The sequence below is a fragment of the Vibrio sp. Y2-5 genome, assembly GCF_014596725.1.
GTDB lineage: Bacteria > Pseudomonadota > Gammaproteobacteria > Enterobacterales > Vibrionaceae > Vibrio.
The window spans coordinates 42,078-68,088 of record NZ_JACVEG010000011.1; the positions used below are offsets into that span (position 1 = coordinate 42,078).

28 protein-coding genes are annotated in these 26,011 nt (G+C 42.9%); 17 read left to right on the forward strand and 11 right to left on the reverse strand.

From position 1 onward, the window contains the following. Nucleotides 1–77 precede the first annotated feature (77 nt). The 3 genes from HUO09_RS19420 to HUO09_RS19430 are packed head-to-tail and all read left to right on the forward strand — an operon-like array spanning nt 78 to nt 1,781. Nucleotides 78–983 carry a transcriptional regulator gene (locus HUO09_RS19420; protein WP_188235063.1) on the forward strand — a complete coding sequence of 302 codons (906 nt, stop codon included), beginning with the start codon at nt 78–80 and terminating at the stop codon, nt 981–983. Further along, nucleotides 980–1,495, forward strand: coding sequence for a regulatory protein ToxS (locus tag HUO09_RS19425; protein WP_167411214.1), 516 nt, complete (start codon nt 980–982; stop codon nt 1,493–1,495). The genes HUO09_RS19420 and HUO09_RS19425 overlap by 4 nt, the downstream gene beginning before the upstream one ends. A gap of 7 nt (nt 1,496–1,502) precedes the next feature. Continuing rightward, complete coding sequence (locus HUO09_RS19430; RefSeq protein ID WP_102953763.1) at nt 1,503–1,781, forward strand: SelT/SelW/SelH family protein; 279 nt, start codon at nt 1,503–1,505, stop codon at nt 1,779–1,781. 49 nt (nt 1,782–1,830) lie between these two features. Here the strand turns inward: HUO09_RS19430 and yfcE are convergent, their stop codons facing one another. From yfcE to HUO09_RS19455, 5 genes are read right to left on the reverse strand one after another with little or no spacing between them, the layout of a single operon-like run. Then, complete coding sequence (gene yfcE / locus HUO09_RS19435) at nt 1,831–2,379, reverse strand: phosphodiesterase (protein ID WP_188235085.1); 549 nt, start codon at nt 2,377–2,379, stop codon at nt 1,831–1,833. A gap of 45 nt (nt 2,380–2,424) precedes the next feature. Next, nucleotides 2,425–2,832, reverse strand: a complete 408-nt coding sequence (locus HUO09_RS19440; RefSeq protein ID WP_167411215.1) for a CBS domain-containing protein — start codon at nt 2,830–2,832, stop codon at nt 2,425–2,427. Then, nucleotides 2,829–3,179 carry a P-II family nitrogen regulator gene (locus tag HUO09_RS19445; protein ID WP_167411216.1) on the reverse strand — a complete coding sequence of 117 codons (351 nt, stop codon included), beginning with the start codon at nt 3,177–3,179 and terminating at the stop codon, nt 2,829–2,831. Before HUO09_RS19445 ends, HUO09_RS19440 begins: the two co-directional genes overlap by 4 nt. Further along, nucleotides 3,169–3,978 carry a DUF1538 domain-containing protein gene (locus tag HUO09_RS19450; RefSeq protein WP_167411217.1) on the reverse strand — a complete coding sequence of 270 codons (810 nt, stop codon included), beginning with the start codon at nt 3,976–3,978 and terminating at the stop codon, nt 3,169–3,171. Before HUO09_RS19450 ends, HUO09_RS19445 begins: the two co-directional genes overlap by 11 nt. After that, entirely contained in the window at nt 3,975–4,709 is a 735-nt protein-coding gene (locus HUO09_RS19455) for a DUF1538 domain-containing protein (RefSeq protein ID WP_167411218.1), read from the reverse strand. The genes HUO09_RS19450 and HUO09_RS19455 overlap by 4 nt, the downstream gene beginning before the upstream one ends. Before the next feature lie 205 nt (nt 4,710–4,914). On the opposite strand from HUO09_RS19455, the gene HUO09_RS19460 reads away from it, so the two are divergent. The 5 genes from HUO09_RS19460 to HUO09_RS22635 all read left to right on the forward strand — a co-directional run bounded on the left by HUO09_RS19460 (nt 4,915) and on the right by HUO09_RS22635 (nt 9,410). After that, nucleotides 4,915–5,829 (forward strand): TIGR01777 family oxidoreductase, encoded by a 915-nt coding sequence (locus HUO09_RS19460; protein ID WP_188235064.1) that lies wholly within the window; start codon nt 4,915–4,917, stop codon nt 5,827–5,829. Nucleotides 5,830–5,847: 18 nt separating this feature from the next. Continuing rightward, entirely contained in the window at nt 5,848–6,675 is an 828-nt protein-coding gene (locus HUO09_RS19465; protein WP_188235065.1) for an SDR family oxidoreductase, read from the forward strand. Nucleotides 6,676–7,022: 347 nt separating this feature from the next. Next, on the forward strand, nt 7,023–7,877 hold the full coding sequence (locus tag HUO09_RS19470; protein WP_188235066.1) for a co-chaperone YbbN: 855 nt from the start codon (nt 7,023–7,025) through the stop codon (nt 7,875–7,877). A 157-nt stretch (nt 7,878–8,034) separates the two neighbouring features. Then, nucleotides 8,035–8,964 (forward strand): SPFH domain-containing protein, encoded by a 930-nt coding sequence (locus HUO09_RS19475; protein WP_188235067.1) that lies wholly within the window; start codon nt 8,035–8,037, stop codon nt 8,962–8,964. Next, nucleotides 8,961–9,410, forward strand: a complete 450-nt coding sequence (locus HUO09_RS22635) for an NfeD family protein (RefSeq protein WP_167411223.1) — start codon at nt 8,961–8,963, stop codon at nt 9,408–9,410. Before HUO09_RS19475 ends, HUO09_RS22635 begins: the two co-directional genes overlap by 4 nt. Nucleotides 9,411–9,473: 63 nt before the next feature. On the opposite strand, the gene cueR is transcribed toward HUO09_RS22635, so the two are convergent. The 5 genes from cueR to zipA all read right to left on the reverse strand — a co-directional run bounded on the left by cueR (nt 9,474) and on the right by zipA (nt 15,248). Beyond that, complete coding sequence (gene cueR, locus HUO09_RS19485; RefSeq protein WP_167411224.1) at nt 9,474–9,878, reverse strand: Cu(I)-responsive transcriptional regulator; 405 nt, start codon at nt 9,876–9,878, stop codon at nt 9,474–9,476. 62 nt (nt 9,879–9,940) lie between these two features. Then, entirely contained in the window at nt 9,941–10,747 is an 807-nt protein-coding gene (locus tag HUO09_RS19490) for a hypothetical protein (protein ID WP_188235068.1), read from the reverse strand. Between the two features lie 76 nt (nt 10,748–10,823). Further along, nucleotides 10,824–11,828, reverse strand: a complete 1,005-nt coding sequence (gene chiP, locus HUO09_RS19495) for a chitoporin (protein ID WP_188235069.1) — start codon at nt 11,826–11,828, stop codon at nt 10,824–10,826. Nucleotides 11,829–12,316: 488 nt separating this feature from the next. Further along, a complete protein-coding gene (gene ligA, locus HUO09_RS19500; RefSeq protein ID WP_188235070.1) occupies nt 12,317–14,326 on the reverse strand; it encodes an NAD-dependent DNA ligase LigA in 2,010 nt (669 codons plus the stop codon). A gap of 64 nt (nt 14,327–14,390) precedes the next feature. Then, entirely contained in the window at nt 14,391–15,248 is an 858-nt protein-coding gene (zipA, locus tag HUO09_RS19505) for a cell division protein ZipA (RefSeq protein WP_188235071.1), read from the reverse strand. Nucleotides 15,249–15,486: 238 nt separating this feature from the next. Here zipA and cysZ point away from each other — a divergent pair, with 238 nt between their 5' ends. The 5 genes from cysZ to crr all read left to right on the forward strand — a co-directional run bounded on the left by cysZ (nt 15,487) and on the right by crr (nt 20,403). Then, nucleotides 15,487–16,230 carry a sulfate transporter CysZ gene (cysZ, locus tag HUO09_RS19510; RefSeq protein WP_167411229.1) on the forward strand — a complete coding sequence of 248 codons (744 nt, stop codon included), beginning with the start codon at nt 15,487–15,489 and terminating at the stop codon, nt 16,228–16,230. A gap of 170 nt (nt 16,231–16,400) precedes the next feature. Beyond that, nucleotides 16,401–17,369, forward strand: coding sequence for a cysteine synthase A (gene cysK / locus HUO09_RS19515; protein WP_188235072.1), 969 nt, complete (start codon nt 16,401–16,403; stop codon nt 17,367–17,369). Nucleotides 17,370–17,665: 296 nt separating this feature from the next. After that, on the forward strand, nt 17,666–17,923 hold the full coding sequence (locus HUO09_RS19520) for an HPr family phosphocarrier protein (protein ID WP_042486442.1): 258 nt from the start codon (nt 17,666–17,668) through the stop codon (nt 17,921–17,923). Nucleotides 17,924–18,063: 140 nt separating this feature from the next. Continuing rightward, complete coding sequence (gene ptsI, locus HUO09_RS19525) at nt 18,064–19,788, forward strand: phosphoenolpyruvate-protein phosphotransferase PtsI (protein ID WP_167411230.1); 1,725 nt, start codon at nt 18,064–18,066, stop codon at nt 19,786–19,788. A gap of 105 nt (nt 19,789–19,893) precedes the next feature. After that, nucleotides 19,894–20,403, forward strand: a complete 510-nt coding sequence (crr, locus tag HUO09_RS19530; RefSeq protein ID WP_042486447.1) for a PTS glucose transporter subunit IIA — start codon at nt 19,894–19,896, stop codon at nt 20,401–20,403. A 111-nt stretch (nt 20,404–20,514) separates the two neighbouring features. Here the strand turns inward: crr and HUO09_RS19535 are convergent, their stop codons facing one another. Next, nucleotides 20,515–21,666: a 2-octaprenyl-3-methyl-6-methoxy-1,4-benzoquinol hydroxylase gene (locus HUO09_RS19535; protein ID WP_188235073.1), complete on the reverse strand. Its 1,152-nt coding sequence runs from the start codon at nt 21,664–21,666 to the stop codon at nt 20,515–20,517. A gap of 303 nt (nt 21,667–21,969) precedes the next feature. On the opposite strand from HUO09_RS19535, the gene miaB reads away from it, so the two are divergent. The 4 genes from miaB to corC all read left to right on the forward strand — a co-directional run bounded on the left by miaB (nt 21,970) and on the right by corC (nt 26,002). Continuing rightward, nucleotides 21,970–23,394 (forward strand): tRNA (N6-isopentenyl adenosine(37)-C2)-methylthiotransferase MiaB, encoded by a 1,425-nt coding sequence (gene miaB / locus HUO09_RS19540; protein WP_188235074.1) that lies wholly within the window; start codon nt 21,970–21,972, stop codon nt 23,392–23,394. Between the two features lie 67 nt (nt 23,395–23,461). Next, nucleotides 23,462–24,568, forward strand: a complete 1,107-nt coding sequence (locus tag HUO09_RS19545; RefSeq protein ID WP_188235075.1) for a PhoH family protein — start codon at nt 23,462–23,464, stop codon at nt 24,566–24,568. Further along, on the forward strand, nt 24,565–25,029 hold the full coding sequence (gene ybeY / locus HUO09_RS19550; protein WP_167411234.1) for an rRNA maturation RNase YbeY: 465 nt from the start codon (nt 24,565–24,567) through the stop codon (nt 25,027–25,029). Before HUO09_RS19545 ends, ybeY begins: the two co-directional genes overlap by 4 nt. Before the next feature lie 73 nt (nt 25,030–25,102). Then, nucleotides 25,103–26,002 (forward strand): CNNM family magnesium/cobalt transport protein CorC, encoded by a 900-nt coding sequence (gene corC / locus HUO09_RS19555; protein WP_167411235.1) that lies wholly within the window; start codon nt 25,103–25,105, stop codon nt 26,000–26,002. The last annotated feature ends 9 nt before the right edge of the window (nt 26,003–26,011 follow it).

Here is a 26,011-nt window from a genome sequence, read left to right on the forward strand (position 1 = left end):
TCCTTAACTCCTTAGCATGGAAACTATTCCCAGTTAGCCGTGATTTAAGACTCTAAAAATAAATGAAGAAGATATCGATGACGGGCATAGGCAATAAATTCCTTCTCGGAGACAGATTTACTTTCGACTCAATCAGCAATTCGCTGATTGATAATGTTTTTGACGATGAACTCGTTCGTCTGGGCAGTAATGAAAGTCGAATACTCCTTCTATTCTGTCAACGTCCAAATGAAGTCGTTTCTCGTAACGAACTGTATGATTTTGTTTGGAGAGAACAAGGCTTTGAAGTAGATGATTCCAGCTTAACTCAAGCTATCTCGACCCTACGCAAGCAACTTAAAGATTCCACTAAGTCACCTCAGTTTGTGAAAACTGTGCCTAAACGTGGCTATCAGTTAATTTCAACAGTGACAGACATTTCTGAGTTTGAAGAAAATGCGCACTTAAACGAACCAGAAAATCTAGAGTGGGAAGAAAAAGACGTCCACAGCGATGTTTCTGAAGAAATTGCTCAGCTTGAGATTGAACAATCCAGCAAAACAGACAGCAGTATCGCTCGCGATGAATTAGAGACAGTGGGTTCACAGCATCCGGTTTCGGCTAAGCGCCCTATTGACCTTGTTACTAAGTTACTGTTCCTGTTCTCTGTGCTGCTACCTATTTTTGCAGTCATGTTCACCCATCCGACTCAATCAGAGTTCAGAAGGCTGGCGAGTTATCATGGCGTCGTGGTAGACACACCCAAAAATCATCCCGACCTAACGGAATGGCTACCTTCGATCGAGTTGTGTGTGAATCAATACATATCTGAGTATCAAGGTGAATTTGCTCTAGAGAAAGTGATCGCAACAGGCGGTCATAACGATGTGCTGATCCTGAATTACATCCATAAACCGGAGTATTCATCAGCCAATATCACGTTAAAGATTGTGGCGAATCAAGATGAGATCAATAAAGTTTGCCAAAGAGGTGAATCATCATGATCAGAAGAATTGCAATAATGATGAGCATCGTTTCAATTGCGTTGAGTAGTTGGCTCTATTGGGGAAGCGATTTAAAGCTCGAGCAGGAAATTTCTTCACGCGAGTGGCAATCAAAAACAGTCACCGTTATTGAAAACACGACAACACATCAACAAATCGGTTCGCTGCGTCGCGTTGATATTTCTTCAAATGTAAAATATCTGCCGAACGGTACCTATGTGCGTGTTTCTAATGTGGTTTTACATTCTGAAAATGATGATGCTCAAAATATCATGAATATCTCAGAAACGGGCAAATGGGACGTCAGCGATAACTATTTACTCGTTTCTCCAACAAAGTTTAGAAATGTTTCACAAAGCCAAAGTCAAGAATTCACCCAACAAGAGCTTGAGTTGGTAACACAGTTTTTCAAAATGGAAGCGCAGCAAAGCCGACGTGTCGACATCGTCAATAACAAAACTTTACTGCTCACTAGCTTGAACCACGGTTCGACCGTACTGTTCAGCAACTAAGGAACTTATGGACAAAGCGAAAATTGACATCTTTTATTGTCGTCAATGTAACTGGATGCTGAGAGCGACTTGGATAAGCCAAGAATTGCTGCATACCTTCAGCGAAGAAATTGAAACCGTATCTCTCCACCCAGATACCGGTGGAAGATATGAGATCTTCTGTAACGGTGTACAGATATGGGAGCGCAAGAAAGATGGCGGATTCCCCGAAGCAAAAGAACTGAAACAGCGCGTGAGAGATCTTATCGATCCAGAACGTGACCTTGGACACTCAGACAGAAAATAAAAGAAGAGCTCAATTGAGCTCTTCTTTTATTTCAATATGTTGTGCATTTTCAAATGGTCGCTTTTGCAAGCATTTCGTCCCCATCGAGAGACTTAACTATAAGTTGGTTACCTTCCAAGAGACCATAGCTTGGCGCAAAGTCATTTCTTGGGAATGTCACTGACCCTGGGTTGAGAAAGAAGCCTTTTCCCCACTCTTGAGCAGAGGGAATATGTGTGTGTCCGTGAACCAGAATGTCACGAGGTCCCATCGCAGGGCAGTTTTGTTGATTGTAAAGATGACCATGGGTCAGAAACATTCTTTGTCCCGATTCAAGCACCACCCATGCATAGTCAGACATCATTGGAAAGGTCAACAACATCTGGTCAACTTCACTATCACAGTTGCCTCGTACCGCTACTATTTTATTCGCATAGTGATTAAGTTGCTCCGCAACTGCGGCCGGGTTGTAGCCCTCAGGTATAGGATTTCGTGGCCCATGATTTAGAAGGTCACCTAGCAAAACGAGAGTTGTCGCCTCTGATTGTTCAAACAAAGACAAGACTTTTTCGGTTGCAGGGAGCGAGCCGTGCAAATCAGAAGCAATAAACAGTTTCATCATAAACCTCATAGCAAAAACCACATGAGTTTAATGGTTTATTACCTAGTCGTCATCTCTTACCATACCGTTTACCACAATATTGTTATAACTCACCATGCCAATGACCTTACCGCAATCAATGACTGGCGCACGGCTTATGCCAAAGCGTTCAAATAGACGAGCGCAGTATTTGACGTTCATATCTGGTGGAACAGATAACGCTGGCTTGGTCATAATTTCATAAATATTGGTTCGTTTTGGCGATCGATTCTTTGCCAAAACTTTTTTTGCGATGTCATTCATCAACACTATTCCGTATTCATCGTCTTCATGCCGTTTATCGACGATCAGTGCTTTCACCTGATGTTTTTTGGCAAGGCATATACCTTCATACACCGTAGTTAACCCATCAACCATCACGTAGGTGCCAGCCATGACATCTCTTACACGAACTTTATCTTCTCGATTCATAGATTGTCCTCCACCACTTTTGTTAACCGTTCAACCTGATGCGCTACACCTACGGCATCTTCTATATCAATCTGAATGGCAATTCCCTGCCCTGAAGTGGCATCAAATTCACCCACTTCATTAATAGTTTCGAGGATATGTCGAGATAAATGCTCTTCAACCACTAACAAGATAACGTCTTTTTGTACTTCTAAAGTCAAACCAAAAAACGTTCGCTTCTTATTTAAACCTTCACCTCGAGCATTGTTAATCACCGTAGCACCCGTTGCCCCAGCTTCTCTTGCGGCATCAAGCACTAAGTCCGTTTTTGCATCTTCGACAAACGCCAGAATTAACTTAAACCGCATTGTCTTTCTCCTTTCTAGTTGCATCTTTGCACTCAGATTTACGATTAAGCCACTGAGTAATTTGTGCATACCCCATTACCGAAATAATAGGAAATAAGCTGGCAAACGCGATAAGCCCAAAACCATCGATCATCGGATTTCGTCCGGGGACGGTAGAAGCCAGTCCAAGTCCCAATGCAGCCACAATCGGGACAGTCACTGTGGAGGTCGTAACACCACCAGAGTCATAAGCTAAAGGAGTAATCAGTTGTGGTGCAAAGAAGGTCTGAATAACAACCACAACATATCCGGCAATAATGTAGTAATGAATTGGGTCTCCGACCACAATCCGATAGCAACCCAGAGTAATGCCCACAGCGACCCCCAAAGCAACAGCCATTCTCAAACCATTAACTGATATAGCACCACCTGATACCTGATTTGCTTTTATAGCAACCGCTATCAGCGAAGGTTCCGCGATTGTGGTACTAAATCCAATACTGAAAGCAAACAGATAGACCCAGTAGTAATCGACCCATTGCAACTTCTCGCCAATACTCAACCTATATTCAGTCAATAAATCGGGAGAAGTTAATTGCATCGCCATCGTCTTTCCCAAAGGAAACAACGCAAACTCCAATCCAAGTAAAAATAGCGTGAGCCCCAAAATTACATAGGCGAATCCGCCCAAAACTCTCATCGGATTTACGATTGGCTTGCGCAAAACCACAAATTGGAAGCCAGCAATGATTACCGCGATAGGAAAAACATCCTGAAGAGTAGAGACAAGTGTGGAATAGAAAGTGCCAAGTGAAATCATGTCATCACCATGCCAAATACCATGACAAAAATCATCGGCAATAGAGAGGCAAACGCGATAAGACCAAATCCATCAAGCATCGGATTTCTACCTTTAATGGCTGAAGCTAGACCAATACCCAGAGCGGTTACTAAAGGAACTGTGATGGTTGATGTTGTGACACCACCAGAATCATAGGCAACACCGATAATGCTTGGCGGTGCAAAAGCCGTCATTACCACAACACCTATATAGCCTATGGCTATCATGTAATGAATCGGCCAACCTTTAACGATACGAATTACACCTATCACGATGGCCATACCTACGGATAGAGCAACCGTGAGCCTAAGCCCGTTAGCGTAACTTTCCATCTCTTGCTCAGAATGCGTAATCATCCCACCTTCAGCAGCCACTTTAGCGGCTTCTGCCGCAATAGAGGTGAGAGCCGGCTCAGCTATCGTCGTTCCGAAACCTAGGCAGAATGCAAAAGCCAATAACCAAAATGCACTCCCTTTGCGTGCAAAAGCTTGGGCCATGGATTCCCCTATCGGGAACAGCCCCATTTCTAAACCAAATATAAAAAAAGTAAGCCCCAAAACGACAAGGACTAATCCAAATAAAACACTTAAAAAATTAGGTAGAACATCTTGTAAGACAAACAATTGAAAAAAGGCTATAACCATTACAATGGGCATCAAGTCTCGCATGCTCGCTAACATAGCTTTAAACAGTGCCGTCAATCCTGACATACTTCCCCCATAACGATTGTTATGAATCATCATGGCAAAACTACCCTAAAGTTGGTGTGACCTAGGTACAGGGCTGAGCAAAAAATTATCACAAGTAAAAACAGCGTATTGGAAGTTCCCACTGAATCTCGTACTCTGATAACAACAGCTGTGCTGCGAATGAGCTTGCAGATACTGCCTATACTTAGGTAGCAAAGGAGAGGCTATGAATATACTTATCACTGGCGGAACTGGTTTTATCGGACGTGAATTGTTAAAGCTGCTGATGACCGAGCAAGTAACTGTATTAACACGCAACACAGAAAATGCTAAGCATCAGTTAAGCCATATTCGTAGTGGTAATCTCAACTTCATTAACTCTTTACTTGATTTACAAGACCTCAATCACTTCGATGCCGTAATTAACTTGGCAGGAGAACCGATTGCAAATAAGCGCTGGAGTCGAAAGCAAAAATCGCGCATATGTCGCAGTCGCTGGGACATTACTGAGCAGTTGGTATCACTGATTCATGCCAGCACTAAACCACCTGCAGTCTTGATCAGTGGCTCCGCAGTCGGTTATTACGGGGATCAACAATCTCATCCTTTTGACGAAAGTCTGCATGTGCATCATCAAAGTTTTTCCCATCAAGTGTGTGACACATGGGAACAAATCGCGTTGAGAGCTCAATCAGACAGAACCAGAGTGTGCTTGCTTAGAACAGGAGTCGTGCTGTCTCCCGCAGGAGGCGCACTACAGAAAATGCTTCCGCCGTATAAGTTAGGATTAGGTGGGCCAATTGGCTCAGGACAGCAATATATCCCTTGGATACACATGACTGACATGGTGCAGGCTATTATGTTCCTGTTGACGACAGAGCACGCACAAGGCGCATTTAATCTAAGCGCTCCCCACCCCGCAACCAATGCTCTATTCAGTAGAAGCCTTGCCTCTGCGATTAAACGCCCGCACTTTTTGTTGACACCGAAGTGGGCAATAAAATTGGTCATGGGTGAAGCATCTGAACTGTTGCTTGATAGCATGCGCGCTAAGCCCAAAAAACTGACTGAGTTAGGCTTCCAGTTCCAGTTTTCCCATATCGAGCCTGCATTAAAAAACCTACTTCAATTCGCCAATTAGTTTTATTTAGGAAAATTCATGACGCATTCAATATTAATCACAGGTTGCTCTTCAGGCATCGGTTATATGGCAGCTCACGCTTTACATAAAAGAGGGTATCAAGTGATTGCGTCTTGCAGAAAACAAGAAGATGTACAAAGGCTCAGCGATGAAGGATTAACCTGCATCCAACTCGATCTGGCTGATGAAGAGAGTATTAAACGAGGTATTGAACAAGCGCTAGAACTTTCAAACCATCAGCTTTCAGCTCTATTTAACAATGGCGCTTATGGCCAACCGGGAGCAATAGAGGATTTACCAACACAAGCGTTACGTCAGCAGTTAGAAACCAATCTATTCGGTTGGCATACACTCACAACGTCTCTGCTCCCTCATTTTCGTCGACTCGGGTATGGGCGAATTGTGCAAAACAGCTCTATCTTAGGCTTTGCCGCTATGAAATACAGAGGCGCTTACAATACCTCGAAGTTTGCGTTAGAAGGTTGGACAGATACTCTTCGTCTCGAACTGAGACATAGCAACATAAAAATTAGCATTATTGAGCCCGGACCAATAGAAACTGAATTTAGAGCAAATGCATTACAAGCGTTTAAACAATGGATAAACGTAGGAGAGAGTGTCCATAAATCTGAATATGAAACTCAGTTGGCTCGATTAGCTAAAGAGACTTCCAACAATCGTTTCGTACTGCCACCTGAAGCCTGCTTGGCACCTTTAATCCATGCATTAGAATCTGCCAAGCCCAAATTGCGTTATAGGGTAACAACACCGACAAAAGTTGCCGCAATTTTAAAACGAGTGCTACCCGGAGCTATGCTGGATAAACTGCTCTACAAAGCGGCGTAAAGTTAATCAAAAAATATTTCTCTTAAAAATAGAATTGTCATTTATTCGCAACATTTCCCATTAATACTGCGCAGATATTAAGCAAGTTATTTGTATTGTGTAAGGTGTGTTGAGTTCATCTATGACTTTAAACCAGTGTAATTGGCTTGGTATTTGTATTGCACTCATTTTAATTGTGACGCTCTAATACCCTGCTCTATCAACAAAAAATGCCACCACTCGGTGGCATTTTTTGTCTCGCGATTCTTGTAAACAACCTACAATTTATGGCTTGAATTTCTTCATTGCGCCCCCATGTAAAGTGAATACTACAAGTGCTCAAAATTCAGGAGCGAAAAGGAATGTCCATGCAGTCACCATTTATCGTTGACGTCAATCAACAGAACTTTCATCAGGTACTCGAAAGTTCAGCATCTACTCCAATCCTATTTTACTTTTGGGCGCCAATAAGCCAAGAAAGCGCGCAGATGATTCCAGCACTTCAACAGCTAACTCAGCAATACAATGGTGTATTCACACTCGCAATGCTGAACTGCCAGGATGAACAAGCGATTGCCGCCCAGTTTGGTGTTCAGTCGCTACCGACTATCGCTTTGTTCATCAATGGTCAGCCTGTTGATGGAATAGGTGGACCTCAGCCAATAGAAGCCGTGAAAGAAATGCTTAACCGTCATTTACCGAGCCAAGACGAAATGACGCTGAATCAAGCAATAGAACTAGTGCAAGCACAACAACACCAGCAAGCACTGCCTCTACTTCTTTCACTACCGGAAGAGCTAAAAAGTAAAGGTGATGTAAAACTTGCTCTTGCTGATTGTTTTATTGAATCAGGTCAGATAGATGCGGCAAAAGCTGAGCTGGAATTCATCCCGCTTGAGTATCAAGACGGCTACTACAAAAGCTTAATGGCGAAGTTAGAACTGCATGATCAAGCGTCTAACAGTCCAGAAATTCAAGCATTAGAGGCAGCTTTATCAGATAACCCTGAAGATGCAAAAATAGCAGTGGAACTGGCTACTCAATATCATCAAGTTAAACGAGATGAAGATGCTCTAGAACTATTGTGGCGATTCCTAAAATCGGATTTAAACGCCTTAGATGGAGAGATGAAAAAGACATTTATGGACATACTCAGCGCTATAGGCCAAGGCAATGGTATCGCAAGCAAGTATCGCCGCCAGTTATACTCTCTTCTTTACTAAGCAGCACTATAAATAGGCAGGTTAATAAGACCTGCCTTTTTTCTGAACTTTACTACAAAACTCACGCCTAAAGATTGTTCAATCTTGTTCTATACCACACACTGCATTTAGGGAGTTTCCTTCCCTTCTTACATAATTAACTTATTAAGGACATGTTATGGCTTTTGATTCACTCATTGCTATCGGTGTGTTTGTTTTTCTAGCAATTGTTTTTATTTTTTCAGCGGTTAAGACCGTACCTCAAGGCAACAACTGGACAGTAGAACGCTTTGGTCGTTACACCCATAGCTTAAAACCGGGACTCAACATCATTATTCCGTTTATCGATCGAGTGGGCCGTAAAATCAATATGATGGAACGAGTACTTGATATCCCAGCTCAGGAAGTCATTAGTAAAGACAACGCAAATGTCGTTATCGATGCGGTCTGTTTTGTGCAAGTCATCGATGCCGCAAAAGCCGCATACGAAGTCAATGATTTGGAGAATGCGATTCGCAACCTGACATTGACTAACATGCGTACTGTGCTTGGTTCTTTGGAGCTCGACGAGATGCTCAGCCAACGAGACATGATCAACACCAAACTGCTTTCGATCGTCGACCAAGCAACGAACCCTTGGGGCGTTAAAGTTACCCGTATCGAAATCAAAGACGTTCAACCACCAACAGATTTGACAGAAGCCATGAATGCGCAAATGAAGGCTGAACGGATGAAACGGGCCTCAATTTTAGAAGCGGAAGGTGTTCGACAAGCTGAAATATTGAAAGCAGAAGGCCAGAAGCAATCTGAAATTCTAAAAGCCGAAGGTGAAAAGCAAGCTGCAATTCTCCAAGCTGAGGCCCGAGAGCGTGCTGCTGAAGCGGAAGCAAGAGCGACAGAAATGGTATCTCAAGCAATTGCACAAGGTGATATGCAAGCGGTAAATTACTTTATTGCCCAAGGCTATACGGACGCTATAAAATCTATTGGTCAGGCAGAGAATGGCAAAATAATTATGCTTCCTTTAGAAGCTACTGGGTTGATGGGATCTGTTGCTGGCATTGCTGAAATGTTTAAACAAACCAACAAAAAAGAGGCTGATTCTTGATTGAATTTTTAACTCAGCTAAACCATTGGCACTGGTTAGCGCTTGGCTTATGTCTGTTAGCCGTCGAACTGATTGGAACTGCTGGATACTTCCTTTGGCTGGGGATCTCAGCACTTATCGTAGGCGTAATCGTGGTTTTCTTACCGATTGGTTGGCAACTGCAATGGATGTCATTCGCAAGTTTCTCATTAATCACCACTTGGTTATGGTGGAGAAAGCAACTCTCTACGGACAAACAAGATGATGCGCATAGAGAGCTCAATCAGAAAGATAAGCAACTCATCGGCAAAACGTCGGTGGTCGAGCAAGATGTAGATGCTGGTCAGTTTCGCTTGATTCTGGGTGATACCACATGGACAGCAGAATGCGATGTGCCATTAAAAACTGGAACACGAGTTAAAGTGATCCAAGTAGATGGCATTGTCGTGAAAGTTGAACCAATCTGAGAAAAAGAAAACCGCCATCTATAAACAAAAAATGCAAGCCTACAGTTGACCTGTTGACTTGCATTATTTCGTTTTACAGCATTGCCCTTTCAAATCATCGATGATTGGGCATTCACTGCCCTCATCACCGGGACATTCCTGAATCCATAGTTCCAGCTGCTGTTTTATAACGGTCAGTTCTTTCAGCTTCTGCTCAACACTTTTCAGCTTCAACTGCGCTTTTTCTTTCACCGCATAACTACTTCTTTCAGGGTCATTCGCCAAGTTGAGCATCGCTTTACACTCGTCAAGACTGAACCCAACTCCTTTACAACGTGCAATCAGATTGAGATCTGCGACATGTTGGTCATGGTAATCACGGTAACCATTGTCTAAGCGATGTGGCGGTTTAATTAACCCTTTTTCTTCATACAGTCTGATCGATTTAGCTGTCAGACCTGTCTTTTTTGATACTTCACTGATGTTCATTGTTCAATTTATGCGAATTAAAGACACGGTTAAACCATGCCTCTAATTCATCTAAATAGCAATTACTCCTGACGAATTAACCAAGCTAGGATATCTGACTTTTCAGCCTTGTTCGCTTTGTCATACCAATACGCCATCATTTCAACAGGTTTACTTTCTGTCTGAATCATACTGGTCACAGAAGTTCTTTGACTGAATGCCCAATCTGCAAAGGCTTTTCTCTCTTCTACTGAACCTTCGTTGAACCAGTATTGAACCATGTCTTGAGACTTACTCTTAATTTCTGCTGGTAGCGTAGTGACAGGGACAGCCTGTTGAGGTTGCTTACTCATCGCATAAGCAGCTTCATTTCTTACAGCATCAAAATAGGCTTTAGGCACAGAGAACTGAACGACATTCTTGCTGGTCTTAGAAGCTAAGGTAAACTCAACTTCATCTCCTTTGAACTGAGATATTTTCTCTTCACTTAAAGGAAATTGGAACCACTGAGTAACTGTACAATGTTCGGTGCAAGTCTCCGCGACAGGGCGATAGTCAACAATTGGATTACTATCGTTATTCACAGTAACGTTATCGAAACGGTCGTAGCTTTTAAATGTTGTTACGCTCATATCAACATACGACCCTTTTACATCTACATTGGCTTCTTTCGCAAAATTACCAACATAAAAGAGTGAAGATTTTACAACATCAGCACCAATAACCGCTTTGGTATCTGGCGTAATTTCCTTTGCTACAACCTGAACATAGTTATGTCTTTCTTTCACCGAACTCGCGACATCATCAAATGCACTAGAACTGTCTAAAGTACTGCATCCACTTAAAAGCAACACAGTTGAAATTATTAATGATGTTTTATTTATCTTCATACTCATTATCCTTGGGAGCTAGCTAAAACACCGGCACTAGGCCGGCGTTTATATTAAGAAAGACAATTAGCAACAATTAGAAGCCGTATTCCATACCGATACGAACAAATGCTTTCTTATCGTCTGAGTTATAAGCGTCATGTTGACCTACACGAAGGTAAGGAACGAAACCGTTCTTCACATACATTAGCTGAGCAGACAATACTTCATCGTCATCGTTTTGTTTGGTGCCAGCCACTTCTGAATCAAGGTTAGCTGCGTAACCAACTTTCACGCCCCATGGGCCGTTCCAGTATTGACCGATGATAGAGTATTGACCCTGCTCTCCTTCCTGACCAGCAACTGTTTTAGACTCACCTTCACTAAACTTGTAAGCACCTGCTAGGCCGAAACCAGCTGGAAGAGGTAATTCAAAACCAACAATATATGCTGTTGAATCAAAGGCTGAACCGCTGTATTTTGCGTTCGACTCGTAGCCACCATGTAACGTTACAATATCCGCAACGTTATAGTGAACACCAAAACCTACGTGGTTAGAACCATCTACACTTTTGTCACCACGACCAACAGACGCATTAAAAGTTAGACCACCAAATGCTGGTGAATCATAGCGTGCGATATCGCCTTTACGATCATAGTGAGCTTTAACGTCACCGCCCCAGTCAAACACACGGCCTAAGCCTGGGTTTGAGTATGGCCAGTCAACGATTTCGTATAGAGGTGTCAACATACGACCGAAGCGAACTTTACCCCAGTCACCTTGTAAACCTAAGAAAGTATCACGAGCACCAAGTGTAGAACCTTTACCATCTTCGCCTACATAACCTGATTCAATTTGCATGAATACGTTAACGTTATCAAACATGTCTTTGCTTGCACGGAAACCAATGCGAGATTCGTTCTCGTAGTCATAGCCGGTACCATCTTCTTGATAGAAAGCAGAGATAGCTGCAACACCGTATGCTTGAACATTAAAATCTGAAAGTACGCCGATTTGACCTGTTTCTTCTGCTGCGAATGCAGAAGTTGAAGCGATAGCGACTGCCGCACCGATAAGCGTGCGTTTAAATATTTTTTCCATGGAAAAACTCCTAAAAAATAGACATAGCTGTTTGTTTCGTCTCTCTTAAGTTGGCCGCCGAAGAGAAGACTTATATTTCGAGCTTTAATGCGATTAATTTCGCTCTAAAAACTCTGAATGCACGAGTACATTCATGCAACTAGACTAACTTTATGGAGTAAAACATCAATGAGAACTTAATTTTCGACTAAAAAAATATGAACTTGAGCAAACTTTAATCGAGTAAGTGACCGAGATCTCAATCTCAAACACACAATATGAAACAAATGTAAATTAATATAAAAAACAATTAGTTAGTAAAAATCAATTTTATATTAGTTGAATTACATCGCATATTTTCTAAGAAATTCTCATAAAGATACAGAGTGTTACATTTGAACGATTCGGAGATATGTTTGCAGTTGTAACGGATATGTTTAAAGTTATTTTACGCATAAAAATAAAGCCTCAGTAATAAATCACTGAGGCTTTTCGATAGATAACTGATGCTATTTCATTAAGTCTAATAAGTCTTGTTCATTGCGAATCTCAATGCCAAGTTCTTGGGCTTTTGCTAATTTCGAACCAGCTGCTTCGCCTGCAAAAAGTATATCTGTATTCTTGGAAACACTTCCCGTCACTTTCGCACCTAAAGCCTGAAGAGCCGCTTTGGCATCATTGCGAGAAAGTTGTGACAAAGACCCCGTCAGAACAACCACTTTTCCTGCCAATGGCTGAGGGGCATCTTCGCTTTGAGGTTCTATATCACTCCACGCGACGCCAAGCTCAATCAGTTCCTGAATCACTTTGGTGTTGTTCTCTTGAGCAAAGAAACTGTGAATATGATTCGCGACCACATGACCGACATCAGGTACTGCGATTAACTGCTCAACAGAAGCTTGGCTAATCGCCTCTAGATTTGAGAAGTATTGAGCCAAGTTCAACGCTGTCGCTTCACCAACTTCCCTGATCCCCAGAGAATAGAGGAAGCGTGGTAGCGTAGTTTGCTTAGATTTCTCAAGCGCATTGACGATATTTTGCGCCGACTTTGGCCCCATACGTTCCAAAACAGTTAACTCACCTGCTCGTAGTTTAAATAAATCAGCAGGAGTCACCACCATTTCTTTATCTACAAGTTGCTCGATAACTTTGTCACCTAACCCATCAACATCCAAAGCTTTACGGGATACAAAGTGCTTGAGTGCTTCTTTACGCTGAGCCTGACAGACTAACCCTCCAGTGCAACGAGCAACCGCTTCACCTTCCACACGTTCAACCGCTGATTGGCATACTGGACAAGTGACAGGGAAAATAATCTCTCGCGCCGTTTCAGGCCGTAGCTCTTGGACAACCGAGACAATTTGCGGAATAACATCTCCTGCGCGGCGAATAATAACGGTATCACCAACTTTCACGCCTAGACGCTCAATTTCATCGGCATTGTGTAGGGTTGCATTACTGACTGTCACCCCTCCAACAAATACCGGGTCTAATTTAGCCACTGGGGTAATCGCCCCAGTTCGCCCCACCTGAAACTCAACATCGTTCAAGGTCGTCATTTCTTCTTGAGCCGGGAATTTGTAAGCAATTGCCCAACGTGGTGCTCGGGCTACGAAACCAAGCTGTTCCTGAAGCTCAATATCATCCAGCTTGATCACCACACCATCTATTTCATATGGCAATTCAGCGCGACGCTGAAGAATATCTTGATAATAAGCTTTTACGTCATCAAGAGACTTTACTCTTCTGGTTTCCGGGCACATTGGTAGCCCCCAGCCTTTCAACTGAATAAAGCGATCGTAGTGACTCGATGAAAGATCTCCTCCTTCAATCACACCTACGCTGTATGCATAAAAAGCTAAAGGACGTTTTGCTGTAATGCGCGAATCAAGCTGACGTAAGCTCCCTGCGGCTGCATTTCTTGGGTTAACAAAGACTTTCTCACCTTTTTTCACGGCAAGCTCATTCATACGTTCAAAGCCCGCTTTTGGCATGAACACTTCACCACGCACTTCAATGCGCTGCGGCCATGAATCGCCTTGCAGTTTTAAAGGAATTGACTTTATGGTGCGCACATTTTCGGTAATATTTTCGCCTGTAGCACCATCACCTCGGGTAGCCGCTCTGACTAAAACGCCATTTTCGTAAAGCAGGCTAACGGCAAGGCCGTCAAGCTTAGGCTCGCAACAAAATTCGGCCAGTTTAGCAGCAGGAACTCGGTCGCCCATACGGCGATTAAATGCGTTTAACTCATCATCATCAAATGCGTTATCCAAAGACAGCATCGGGATTTCATGGGTGACAGGCTCAAACCCGCTGAGTGGCATTCCGCCGACTCGTTGACTTGGTGAATCAGCAGTGATGAACTCAGGATGAGCTTCCTCTAAATCGAGTAACTCACGCATTAAACGGTCATATTCAGCATCAGGAATCGTCGGATCATCTTCAACGTAATAGCGAATCGCGTGAATATGTAGCGTTTCTCTTAGTTCTTTTAGCCTTTGCTCTACGTTTTGCATTTCTTATTCTCTCGAATCATGAAAAAAGGCTCCGACTCGGAGCCTTTTATTAATAACTGTTCACTTACTGCTGAGCAGCTTTGATCTTGAAATCTTGAATTTGTTTTCTGTACGCATCTAATCGATCTGGCGTCATCATGTTACGAGAATCGTCCAGTACGTTACCACTGAGATCGTCTGCAATTTGCTGTGCTGTCTTCAACATCAACTTGAAATTCTGAGCAGGATCGCCAAAACAAGGTAAGGTCATAAAGAATGAAATACCCTTAGTGGTAAACTCAGCGGGATCGTCGTGTTTTAGTGTTCCAGGCTGCATCATGTTCGCAACGCTAAACAGCACTTTGCCTGTCCCAGACATATCCGCATGGCGATGGAAGATATCCATTTCACCGTAAAGTAGACCGTTTTGCTGCATGCTATCGAACAGCTTAGTACCAACAAATGGTTCATTACCGGCACAATGGACATTCAGAACGATAACTTCCATTTCGTCCGACTTTGGCTCTTTAGTCTCCGTTGCCGCAGGCTGAGCTTCAGTGATTGATTCGGCCACGGCCTCATCGTTGTCTTTCTCAACAACCATTGAAGGCACTTCCAGCTCCATCTCTTCATCAACAGTGTTAATAACAGTTGTAGCTTCAACGGTTGGTTCGTAATCAGAAATCAAAGGATCAGCTTCAGTAGCAGTATCGGACAAACCAAAATCAGGCTCTTTACGATCCTTACGAATAATCTCGTAGTCATCTTCCGGAGCAAATGCACGCGACGGTACGGTCTCTTCTTGATCAACGTCTATTTTGCCAAGCGGCTTATCACCGAACTTGGATTTCCCTTCTTTCTTACTGGTCCACAGACCATGAAATAGCAAAGCGGCTATCGCTAGCGCGCCTACAATAATGAGTACGAATCGCAATTCCTGCATCTTAAACTCTCGGCTTCTCGATTTTTGATGTCCTGAATTTCACGCTTTCGAAGAACGTCAACCAGAGGCAAAATTTCTTATATCCAGATACTCTACCAAAACTCTACCCCGATTTAGAACAACTTAATGTTATAAGTTGAGATAACAATGAGATTTTTAGCATTCTTTCATTCTGATTTTGCTTGGTTACAATAGAATGCTCATCCTTATGACACTTTAATAAGACACGGAATAAGCTATGCATTTAAAACAGCGCTCAGGCTTGGGTTATTTTTTCTACGGATTCGAACTGGCGGTATCACCCGGTATTCGACGTTTCGTGATTCTACCACTGCTAGCCAACATATTATTAGTCGGCGGAGCCTTATATTACCTTTTCATCCACTTAGATGAATGGATTAACAGTTGGATGGGGCACATTCCGAGTTTCCTATCTTGGCTAAGTTACATTCTGTGGCCACTGCTAGTACTTACGATTCTTGCGACGTTTTCCTATTTCTTCAGCACCTTGGCTAACTTTATTGCAGCTCCGTTCAACGGATTACTGGCAGAAAAGGTTGAGCAAAAACTGATTGGAGACAAAGTGAACGATGACGGAGTGTTAGATTTCGTCAAAGACGTTCCTCGAATAATGGCTCGCGAATGGCGAAAGTTGCTTTATGTTTTACCCAAAGCTCTTGGGCTATTCATCCTGCTATTGATTCCGGCAGTCGGGCAAACCATCGGTCCTTTTGCATGGTTTATCTTCACTGCGTGGATGCTTGCCATTCAATACTGTGACTATCCATTTGATAACCACAAAGTGTCCTTTCAGGACATGAGAAACAGTTTGAAACAAAATCAAGGCAAAGCTTATGGCTTTGGTATTCTGGTCGCCTTTCTGACCACAATACCTATTATTAATCTCATCGTAATGCCTGTCGCAGTCTGCGGCGCTACCGCGATGTGGGTAAATGAATTTAAACACGACTACAAAAGTTAATAAGGCAATGTCATCGCTTAAGTTAGGTAAACGGCTGAAAGTTCTCTTCTATCTATAAGATATAACGATTTAATCCTTTTACCTTTTTAAGTGAGCACATATGCTCTTTTTGTATCCGCTAACGTATCGTTATACCGATACCCAAACATGCGTAATGAAGGAATATAACAATGAGCAAAATCTACGAAGACAACTCTCTTACTATTGGTAACACACCTTTAGTACGACTAAATAAAGTCAGCAAAGGAAAAGTATTAGCGAAAATTGAATCTCGCAACCCAAGCTTTAGCGTTAAATGCCGTATCGGTGCAAACATGATTTGGGAAGCAGAAAAGCAAGGTACACTTAAGCCTGGCGTTGAATTAGTAGAACCTACAAGTGGTAACACTGGTATTGCTCTTGCGTTTGTTGCTGCTGCTCGCGGTTACAAACTGACACTGACTATGCCTGAGTCAATGAGCCTGGAACGCCGTAAACTGCTTAAAGCGCTAGGTGCTAACCTTGAGCTGACTGAAGCAGCAAAAGGCATGAAAGGCGCGATTGCTAAAGCTGAAGAAATTGTTGCAAGCAATCCAGATAAATATCTACTTCTACAACAGTTCAACAACCCTGCAAACCCTCAAATTCACGAAAAGACCACAGGTCCTGAAATTTGGGAAGCAACGGATGGCCAAGTTGATGTATTCGTTGCTGGTGTAGGTACGGGTGGTACGCTTACTGGTACAAGCCGTTATATTAAAGGCGAAAAAGGTAAAGCAATTATCTCTGTTGCTGTTGAACCAGCGGAATCTCCAGTCATCACTCAAGCACTTGCAGGTGACGAAATTCAGCCAGCGCCACACAAAATTCAAGGTATCGGCGCAGGTTTTATTCCTGGTAACCTAGATTTAGACCTGATTGACCGCGTTGAAACAGTCACTTCTGACGAAGCAATTGATATGGCTCGTCGCCTAATGGAAGAGGAAGGTATCCTTGCTGGTATCTCTTCAGGCGCTGCAGTTGTTGCAGCTAACCGTTTGGCTGAACTTCCTGAATTTGAAGGAAAAACAATTGTAACTGTGCTACCAAGTTCCGGTGAACGCTACCTAAGTACAGCCCTATTTGCAGGCATTTTCACGGAAAAAGAAAACCAACAATAATATGTGGTTAAATCAAATTTTCTTTTAAAAAAGCCCCTTCACGGGGCTTTTTTGTTGATCCTATTTCTACCTTTGGTAATATCTCCCTGTTTTATTTTTAGCTTCAAAATAAAGAAGCAATAAAAATTCCAGTTCAATGGTAATCGCCAACTCACAGGTAATACGATTGACGAATTTTAGATCAGTATCAGTTCTAACACGAAAAGCTCGTTACTCTGCTAGCAGAAACGCTGTTCTAAGGTTAAGCTAGATCTGGTTAATAAACTTACAAAAAATAAATTATTGGGGTATATCACATGTACGAGAAGAAAGTAGAAATTACTGCAGAAAACGGTCTTCACACTCGTCCTGCAGCACAATTCGTTAAAGAAGCTAAAGCTTTCGATGCGGATATCACTGTTACTTCTAACGGCAAAAGTGCTAGTGCTAAGAGCCTATTCAAGCTTCAAACACTAGGTCTAGTTAAAGGTACTGTAGTAACTATCTCTGCAGAAGGTCCTCAAGCTCAAAAAGCTGTTGACCACCTAGTAGCACTAATGGACCAACTTCACTAATCAGGTCGATTCCAATTCAAAGCCATTTTGGACAACCAAAGTGGCTTTGTTGGATATTATTCAAAGAATAAGCTAAAAATATCTTTAGCGCCTGCGTCCATTTATCTCCCGTTTACAGTTGACCAATTTAAGGTAAAGCTATGATTTCAGGTATCCTAGCATCTCCAGGTATTGCTATCGGTAAAGCACTACTACTTCAAGAAGATGAAATTGTCCTAAATACAAACACCATTTCTGACGACCAAGTAGAAGCTGAAGTTGCTCGTTTTTACGACGCTCGTAACAAAGCTTCTGCACAGTTAGAAGTAATCAAGCAAAAAGCGCTTGAAACGTTTGGTGAAGAAAAAGAAGCCATCTTTGAAGGCCACATCATGTTGCTTGAAGATGAAGAGCTAGAAGAAGAAATTTTAGCACTCATCAAAAACGATAAGCTGTCAGCAGATAACGCTATTTACACCGTTATCGAAGAGCAAGCTTCTGCTCTTGAATCTCTAGACGACGAATACCTAAAAGAGCGTGCAACAGATATCCGTGATATCGGTTCTCGTTTTGTTAAAAATGCACTAGGCATCAATGTCGTTTCACTCGCTAACATCAATGAGCGTGTAATCCTAGTTGCAAATGACCTAACTCCATCTGAAACTGCACAGATCAACCTTGATTACGTGCTTGGTTTCGCATGTGATATCGGCGGTCGTACTTCTCATACTTCAATCATGGCTCGTTCTCTAGAACTTCCAGCGATTGTAGGTACCAACGATATTACTAATCAAGTTAAGAACGGCGATATGCTAGTTCTTGACGCGATTAACAACAAGATTTTTGTTAATCCAACTGCGGCTGAATTAGCTGAAGCAGAAAAAGTACAACAAGCTTTCTTAGCTGAAAAAGAAGAGCTAGCGAAACTTAAAGATCTTCATGCTGAAACTCTAGACGGTCACCGTGTAGAAGTATGTGGCAACATCGGTACAGTGAAAGACTGTGACGGTATCCTACGTAACGGTGGTGAAGGTGTTGGTCTGTATCGTACAGAATTCCTATTTATGGATCGTACATCACTTCCTACTGAAGAAGAACAGTACCAAGCTTACAAAGAAGTTGCTGAAGCAATGGAAGGTCAAGCGGTAATTATCCGTACTATGGATATTGGCGGGGACAAAGACCTACCATATATGGATCTACCAAAAGAGATGAACCCGTTCCTAGGCTGGCGTGCAGTACGTATCAGTTTGGATCGTCGTGAAATTCTACGCGACCAGCTACGTGGTATCCTACGTGCATCAGCACACGGTAAACTTCGTATCATGTTCCCGATGATTATCTCTGTTGAAGAAATCCGTGCTCTGAAAGAAGCGATTGAAGAATACAAAGCAGAGCTTCGCGAAGAAGGTCATGCATTTGATGAAAGCATCGAAATCGGTGTAATGGTTGAAACTCCAGCAGCTGCTGCGATTGCACACCACTTAGCGAAAGAAGTATCTTTCTTCTCAATCGGTACTAACGATTTGACTCAGTACACTCTAGCAGTAGACCGTGGTAACGAGATGATTTCTCATCTATACAACCCACTATCTCCAGCAGTACTTACCGTTATCAAACAAGTTATCGATGCATCACATGCAGAAGGTAAATGGACGGGCATGTGTGGTGAGTTAGCTGGTGACGAGCGCGCAACACTTCTTCTACTAGGTATGGGCTTAGATGAGTTCTCAATGAGCGGTATTTCTATCCCTAAAGTAAAGAAAGTTGTTCGCAACTCTAACTTCGCAGAAGTAAAAGCAATGGCTGAGGAAGCACTTTCTCTACCAACTGCTGCTGAAATCGAAGCATGTGTTGAAAAATTCATTGCTGAAAAAACACAATAATCTGTGAATACCAATGATTTAGACGACTAAAAGTAGTCGTCTATTGTTTTTGATTGGTATACTATACTTCGACAGAATATTTTAAAACGTTAGGAGCATGACACAATGGGTCTGTTTGACAAACTGAAAAAGCTAGTCTCTGATGACAGCGCTGACGCTGGTGCAATTGAAATTATCGCACCACTTTCTGGTGAAATCGTAAACATCGAAGATGTGCCAGATGTCGTGTTTGCTGAAAAAATCGTTGGTGACGGTATCGCTATCAAGCCATCTGGTAACAAAATGGTTGCACCAGTAAATGGTACTATCGGTAAGATTTTCGAAACTAACCACGCATTCTCTATCGAGTCTGATGATGGTGTTGAACTATTTGTTCACTTCGGTATCGATACAGTAGAACTTAAAGGCGAAGGCTTCAAACGTATCGCTGAAGAAGGTCAATCAGTGAAAGTGGGCGACACTATCATTGAATTCGATCTAGCTCTACTAGAAGAGAAAGCAAAATCTACTCTAACGCCAGTTGTTATTTCTAACATGGACGAAATCAAAGAGCTGAACAAGCTTTCTGGTACTGTTTCTGTTGGTGAAACTGCCGTTCTTCGCGTAACTAAATAACTCGCAAGAGATATAATTAGTTCGTTGAATCTAAAAACGCTGCCTAGTGCAGCGTTTTTTTGTATTCAGCGTTTGGTATTTAAATACCTACGACAATGAAGTTGTACCCATCTACAATCCCAACGCGTAACGTAATACCTGTTCTTTCGCTGGACCAGCCTGTTCCGCCAGTTTTAAAGCAGCATTGCGAGCAAACTTGAGCGGCGCAATGTCGTTGCTAAACGTCTTATAAAAGAAATCCATTCCAGTCTGCATCAATAAATTGTCAGGTCTTCTTTTGCGTTCGTAACTGCGAAATACACCTGTCGTTAACTCTTCTAAAGCATTGGTGCAATCCAGTAATGTAGCGACATCCTTAAAGCCCAAGTTAACACCCTGCCCCGCTAACGGATTGATGGTATGTGCTGAATCGCCCACTAAGACACAATGATTCTTTACATAAGTCTGAGCATGACGACGTGTCAACGGGAAAGAACCTTTCTGCAGAACGTTAATATCCCCTAACTCTTGTGGGAAGTGGCTGAGTACTTCCAGTCTTAGTTGTTCATTACTCATCATGCTTAGTTGTCTTATGCGACTTGGCGAGTCATACCAAACCAAAGAAGCCTGATTGCCATTCAATGGTAAAAATGAGCGAGGACCAGATGGGAAAAACTGCTGCCAAGTAATATCTTGTTGTGGCTTTTCAGTTTCAACATTAATCAACATACAATGTTGACGATAATCCCAAGCCGTTACGCCAATATGAGCGCTAGCTCGTACTTGTGAGTTGGCACCATCCGCACCAATCACCCAGTCACAAACCAACTGAGCTCCCGAATCCAGCTCTATGGATTGTCTTTCGCCAAACTGAATATGAGATAACTTATCCGGACAAAAAAGGGTTATGTTCGAATACGCTTCCATGCTACGCCACAAACCGAGCTGAATAACTCGGTTCTCAACCATGTAACCCAGCTGTTCCAAACCCAGCGATTGGGCAGAGAAACGTGTGCGGCACTCAGGATGCTCCCAAGTCTCTAGGCGACGGTATGGGCAAACACGCATCTTCTCGATACTTTGCCAAGCACCCAGTGAATCTAGTAAATCAACGGAAGTCTGCGAGATAGCTGAAATACGAACATCCATCGCTTGGGAAGGTTCAAACACCATCGGCTTCGCGCCTTCTACAACCGCGACTTTTCTACCTTGTTTCGCAAAGCCAATCGCAGCTGCGGCACCCACCATGCCACCACCTATCACAACAATGTCAAAATCGTTCATCTTTCCAACTATTATCTCTATTCGTTAACATGGCTTATTGTACGGAACAGCGCTTTTTTTGCGAACGTTTTTGTCACAAAACCTTAGAGTTTACAGGGTAAAAAGCCTGATGTAGCAATGGATTTAAGAGATTTCACCCAATCACTAGTCAGTGACTTTTTAAAGCAGTACAATACGCGGCTTACCGCCGAGATGGCGGCTATAATTTGAGCTGAGACCTGTTTACCTTTGTATACACAAAGGGTTCAACACTCTCTAAAGCGTTCAAGATTTATTTAAGAATTAACACGAGCGATAGTGAAAATGAGTAAGAAACTGCTAATTAAAACCTGGGGTTGCCAGATGAACGAATACGATTCATCTAAAATGGCCGACCTGCTTAACGCTGCCAACGGCTATGAGCTGACTGAAGATCCAGAAGAAGCAGACGTACTTTTACTTAATACCTGTTCGATTCGTGAAAAAGCGCAAGAGAAGGTTTTCCACCAACTTGGTCGCTGGAAAACGCTGAAAGACAAAAAAGAAGGCGTTGTGATCGGCGTAGGTGGCTGTGTGGCAACTCAAGAAGGTGACCACATTCGCGATCGCGCACCTTTTGTTGATGTTATTTTTGGACCTCAAACGCTACACCGTTTGCCAGAGATGATTAAGCAATCTCGCACTGACAAAGCTCCTGTGATGGATATTTCTTTCCCAGAAATCGAGAAATTCGACCGTCTTCCAGAACCTCGTGCAGAAGGTCCAACGGCTTTCGTATCAATCATGGAAGGCTGTTCAAAATACTGTACTTACTGCGTTGTTCCATATACTCGCGGTGAAGAAGTCAGTCGTCCAATGGATGACGTGCTATTTGAAATTGCACAGCTTGCAGAACAAGGCGTACGTGAAGTAAACCTGCTAGGTCAGAACGTAAACGCATACCGTGGTCCAATGCACGACGGCACCATCTGTTCATTCGCTGAATTGCTACGTCTAGTGGCTACCATTGATGGTATTGATCGTATTCGCTTTACTACAAGCCACCCGCTTGAGTTTACTGACGACATCATTGCTGTGTACGAAGATACGCCAGAGCTAGTGAGCTTCCTTCATCTCCCAGTGCAAAGCGGTAGTGACCGTATTCTAACTATGATGAAGCGTCCGCACACTGCAATCGAGTATAAATCTATTATCCGTAAGCTACGTAAAGCACGCCCTGATATTCAGATCAGTTCTGACTTCATTGTTGCTTTCCCAGGTGAAACAGATAAAGATTTCCAAGACACAATGAAACTGATTCGCGAAGTTGATTTTGATATGAGCTTTAGCTTCATTTTCTCTCCTCGTCCGGGTACGCCAGCAGCCGATTACCCATGTGATCTGAGTGAGCAAGAGAAAAAAGATCGCTTATATGAGCTACAACAGCAGATCAATTCGCAAGCAATGCGCTATTCTCGTTTAATGATGGATACAGAACAGCGCATTCTGGTTGAAGGTACTTCTAAGAAGAATCTAATGGAACTTCGTGGTCGTACAGAAAACAACCGTGTTGTAAACTTTGAAGGTTCACCTGATTTAATCGGCCAATTCGTTGACGTGAAAATCGTTGATGTATTCCCGAACTCACTTCGTGGTGAGCTTATCCGTACAGAAAAAGAAATGAACCTTCGCGTTGTCACTTCTCCATCAGAAATGATGGCAAAAACAAAACGTGAAGATGAGCTAGGAGTAGCGACGTTTACTCCATAAGCTTTAACAGTCATAAGGTGTCCGGTCGAATTCGGACACCTTGATATGACCATACTGAGAGGCTAATTTGAGCAATAAAATTGTTACCCTAGAGATCAATCTCGAACCTTCTGATAACCGCCGACTTGCCAGTTTATGTGGTCCTTTCGATGACAACATCAAGCATTTAGAACGTCGTTTAGGCGTTGAAATTAATCACCGCAGCCAGTTCTTTACTATTGTGGGTAAACCTCATACGACAGCAGCAGCACTGGATATTCTCAAATCTCTATACGTGGATACAGCGCCTGTTCGTGGTGAAATTCCAGATATCGAACCGGAACAAATTCACCTCGCAATTAAAGAATCGGGCGTGTTAGAGCAAAACACAGACGTCGCTGAAGAGTTTGCTCACGGCAAAGAAGTGTTTGTGAAAACCAAGAAAGGCGTTATCAAACCTCGCACTCCAAATCAAGCTCAGTACCTGATGAACATGGCCACTCATGACATCACATTTGGTATTGGCCCTGCTGGTACTGGTAAAACTTACCTTGCAGTCGCAGCCGCTGTTGATGCATTAGAACGTCAAGAAATTCGTCGTATTCTACTTACTCGCCCAGCGGTTGAAGCAGGTGAAAAACTAGGGTTCTTACCGGGCGATCTAAGCCAGAAAGTTGACCCTTATTTACGCCCTCTTTACGATGCACTGTTTGAAATGCTTGGCTTTGAACGAGTAGAAAAGCTCATCGAACGCAACGTTATCGAAGTTGCGCCTCTCGCTTACATGCGTGGTCGTACTCTCAATGATGCGTTTATCATTCTTGATGAAAGTCAAAACACGACAGTTGAACAGATGAAAATGTTCCTGACTCGTATCGGTTTCAACTCTCGCGCGGTGATCACTGGTGACGTTACCCAAATAGACTTACCTCGCGGTGCAAAATCCGGTCTTCGTCACGCGGTAGAAGTTCTGAATGAAGTTGACGAAATCAGCTTTAACTTCTTCCTCGCCGATGACGTTGTTCGTCACCCAGTTGTGGCTCGTATCGTTAATGCGTACGAAAAATGGGAAGCCCAGGATCAGAAAGAGCGTAAAGAGTACGAAAAACGTCGTAGAGAAGAGCGAGAGTCTAAACTGCTAGAAATACAGAAAGAAGAACTTAGTTCATCCATAAAAGAGTCTGACCAACAATGAGTATTGAACTCGATTTACAATTAGCCGTTGAAGATGAAAGCGGCTTACCGAGTGAAGCGAACTTTAGCACTTGGTTAGAAGCCGCTATCACTCCATTTCAAGAGCAAGCTGAAGTGACTATTCGCATCGTCGATAGCGAAGAGAGCCACCAGCTTAATATGGATTATCGCGGTAAAGATAAACCGACCAATGTTCTCTCTTTCCCCTTCGAAGCCCCTCCGGGTATGGAGCTGGATCTGCTGGGTGATTTGGTCATATGTCGTCAAGTGGTAGAACAAGAAGCCAGCGAGCAGAACAAACCACTGCTGGCACATTGGGCGCATATGGTTGTACATGGGAGCCTGCATCTGTTAGGTTATGACCATATCGAGGATGACGAAGCCGAAGAGATGGAGTCACTCGAAACAGAATTGATGCAAAAATTGGGATTCGAAGATCCCTATTTAGCAGAAAAAGTTTAAATATAAGGTCAATTTGGCCTTATATTTATTTGTGAGCTACCACACTTTGGTAGCGTTAATAATTTGAGAAATAATGAACGAAGACAATTCGCCCCCTTCTAACGAAGGCAAAAAAGAAAAGTCTGAAGGTCCGAGTAGAAAGTCCTTCTTTGAACGCCTAGGTCAAATGTTTCAGGGAGAGCCGAAAGATCGCCAAGAATTGGTTGATGTCATTCGAGACTCTGAAGTAAATGACCTAATTGACCACGACACTCGCGACATGCTCGAAGGTGTTATGGAAATTTCAGAGATGCGAGTTAGAGATATTATGATCCCTCGCTCTCAAATGGTCACCATTTCACGTACCGATGATCTCGATACGTTGATTGCCCTCATCACCGATGCACAGCACTCTCGTTACCCGGTGATCAGTGAAGATAAAGACCATGTTGAAGGTATTCTATTAGCGAAGGACTTACTCAAGTATTTAGGTTCAAATAGTACTCCCTTCGATATCGAAGAGGTGATACGCCCAGCAGTCGTCGTGCCTGAGAGTAAACGGGTTGACCGTCTACTGAAAGAGTTCCGTGAGGAACGCTATCACATGGCGATTGTTGTTGATGAATTCGGCGGTGTTTCTGGCCTTGTCACAATCGAAGACATTCTTGAAGAGATTGTCGGCGAAATTGAAGACGAGACAGATGACGAAGAGCAGCTGGAAATTCGTAAGCTGAGTAAACACACTTACGCAGTGAAAGCGCTGACGACAATTGATGATTTCAACGATACTTTTAAAACACAATTCAGTGACGAAGAAGTAGACACAGTCGGCGGTATGGTGATGACGGCATTTGGTCATTTACCGACTCGCGGCGAAGTGGTTGAAATTGGCAATTACAGCTTTAAAGTCACCGCAGCTGATAGCCGTAGGGTTATTCAGCTACAGGTTACCATTCCAGATTTGGAATCGATGCCTGAAATTACTGAAGAATAATTCTTTATG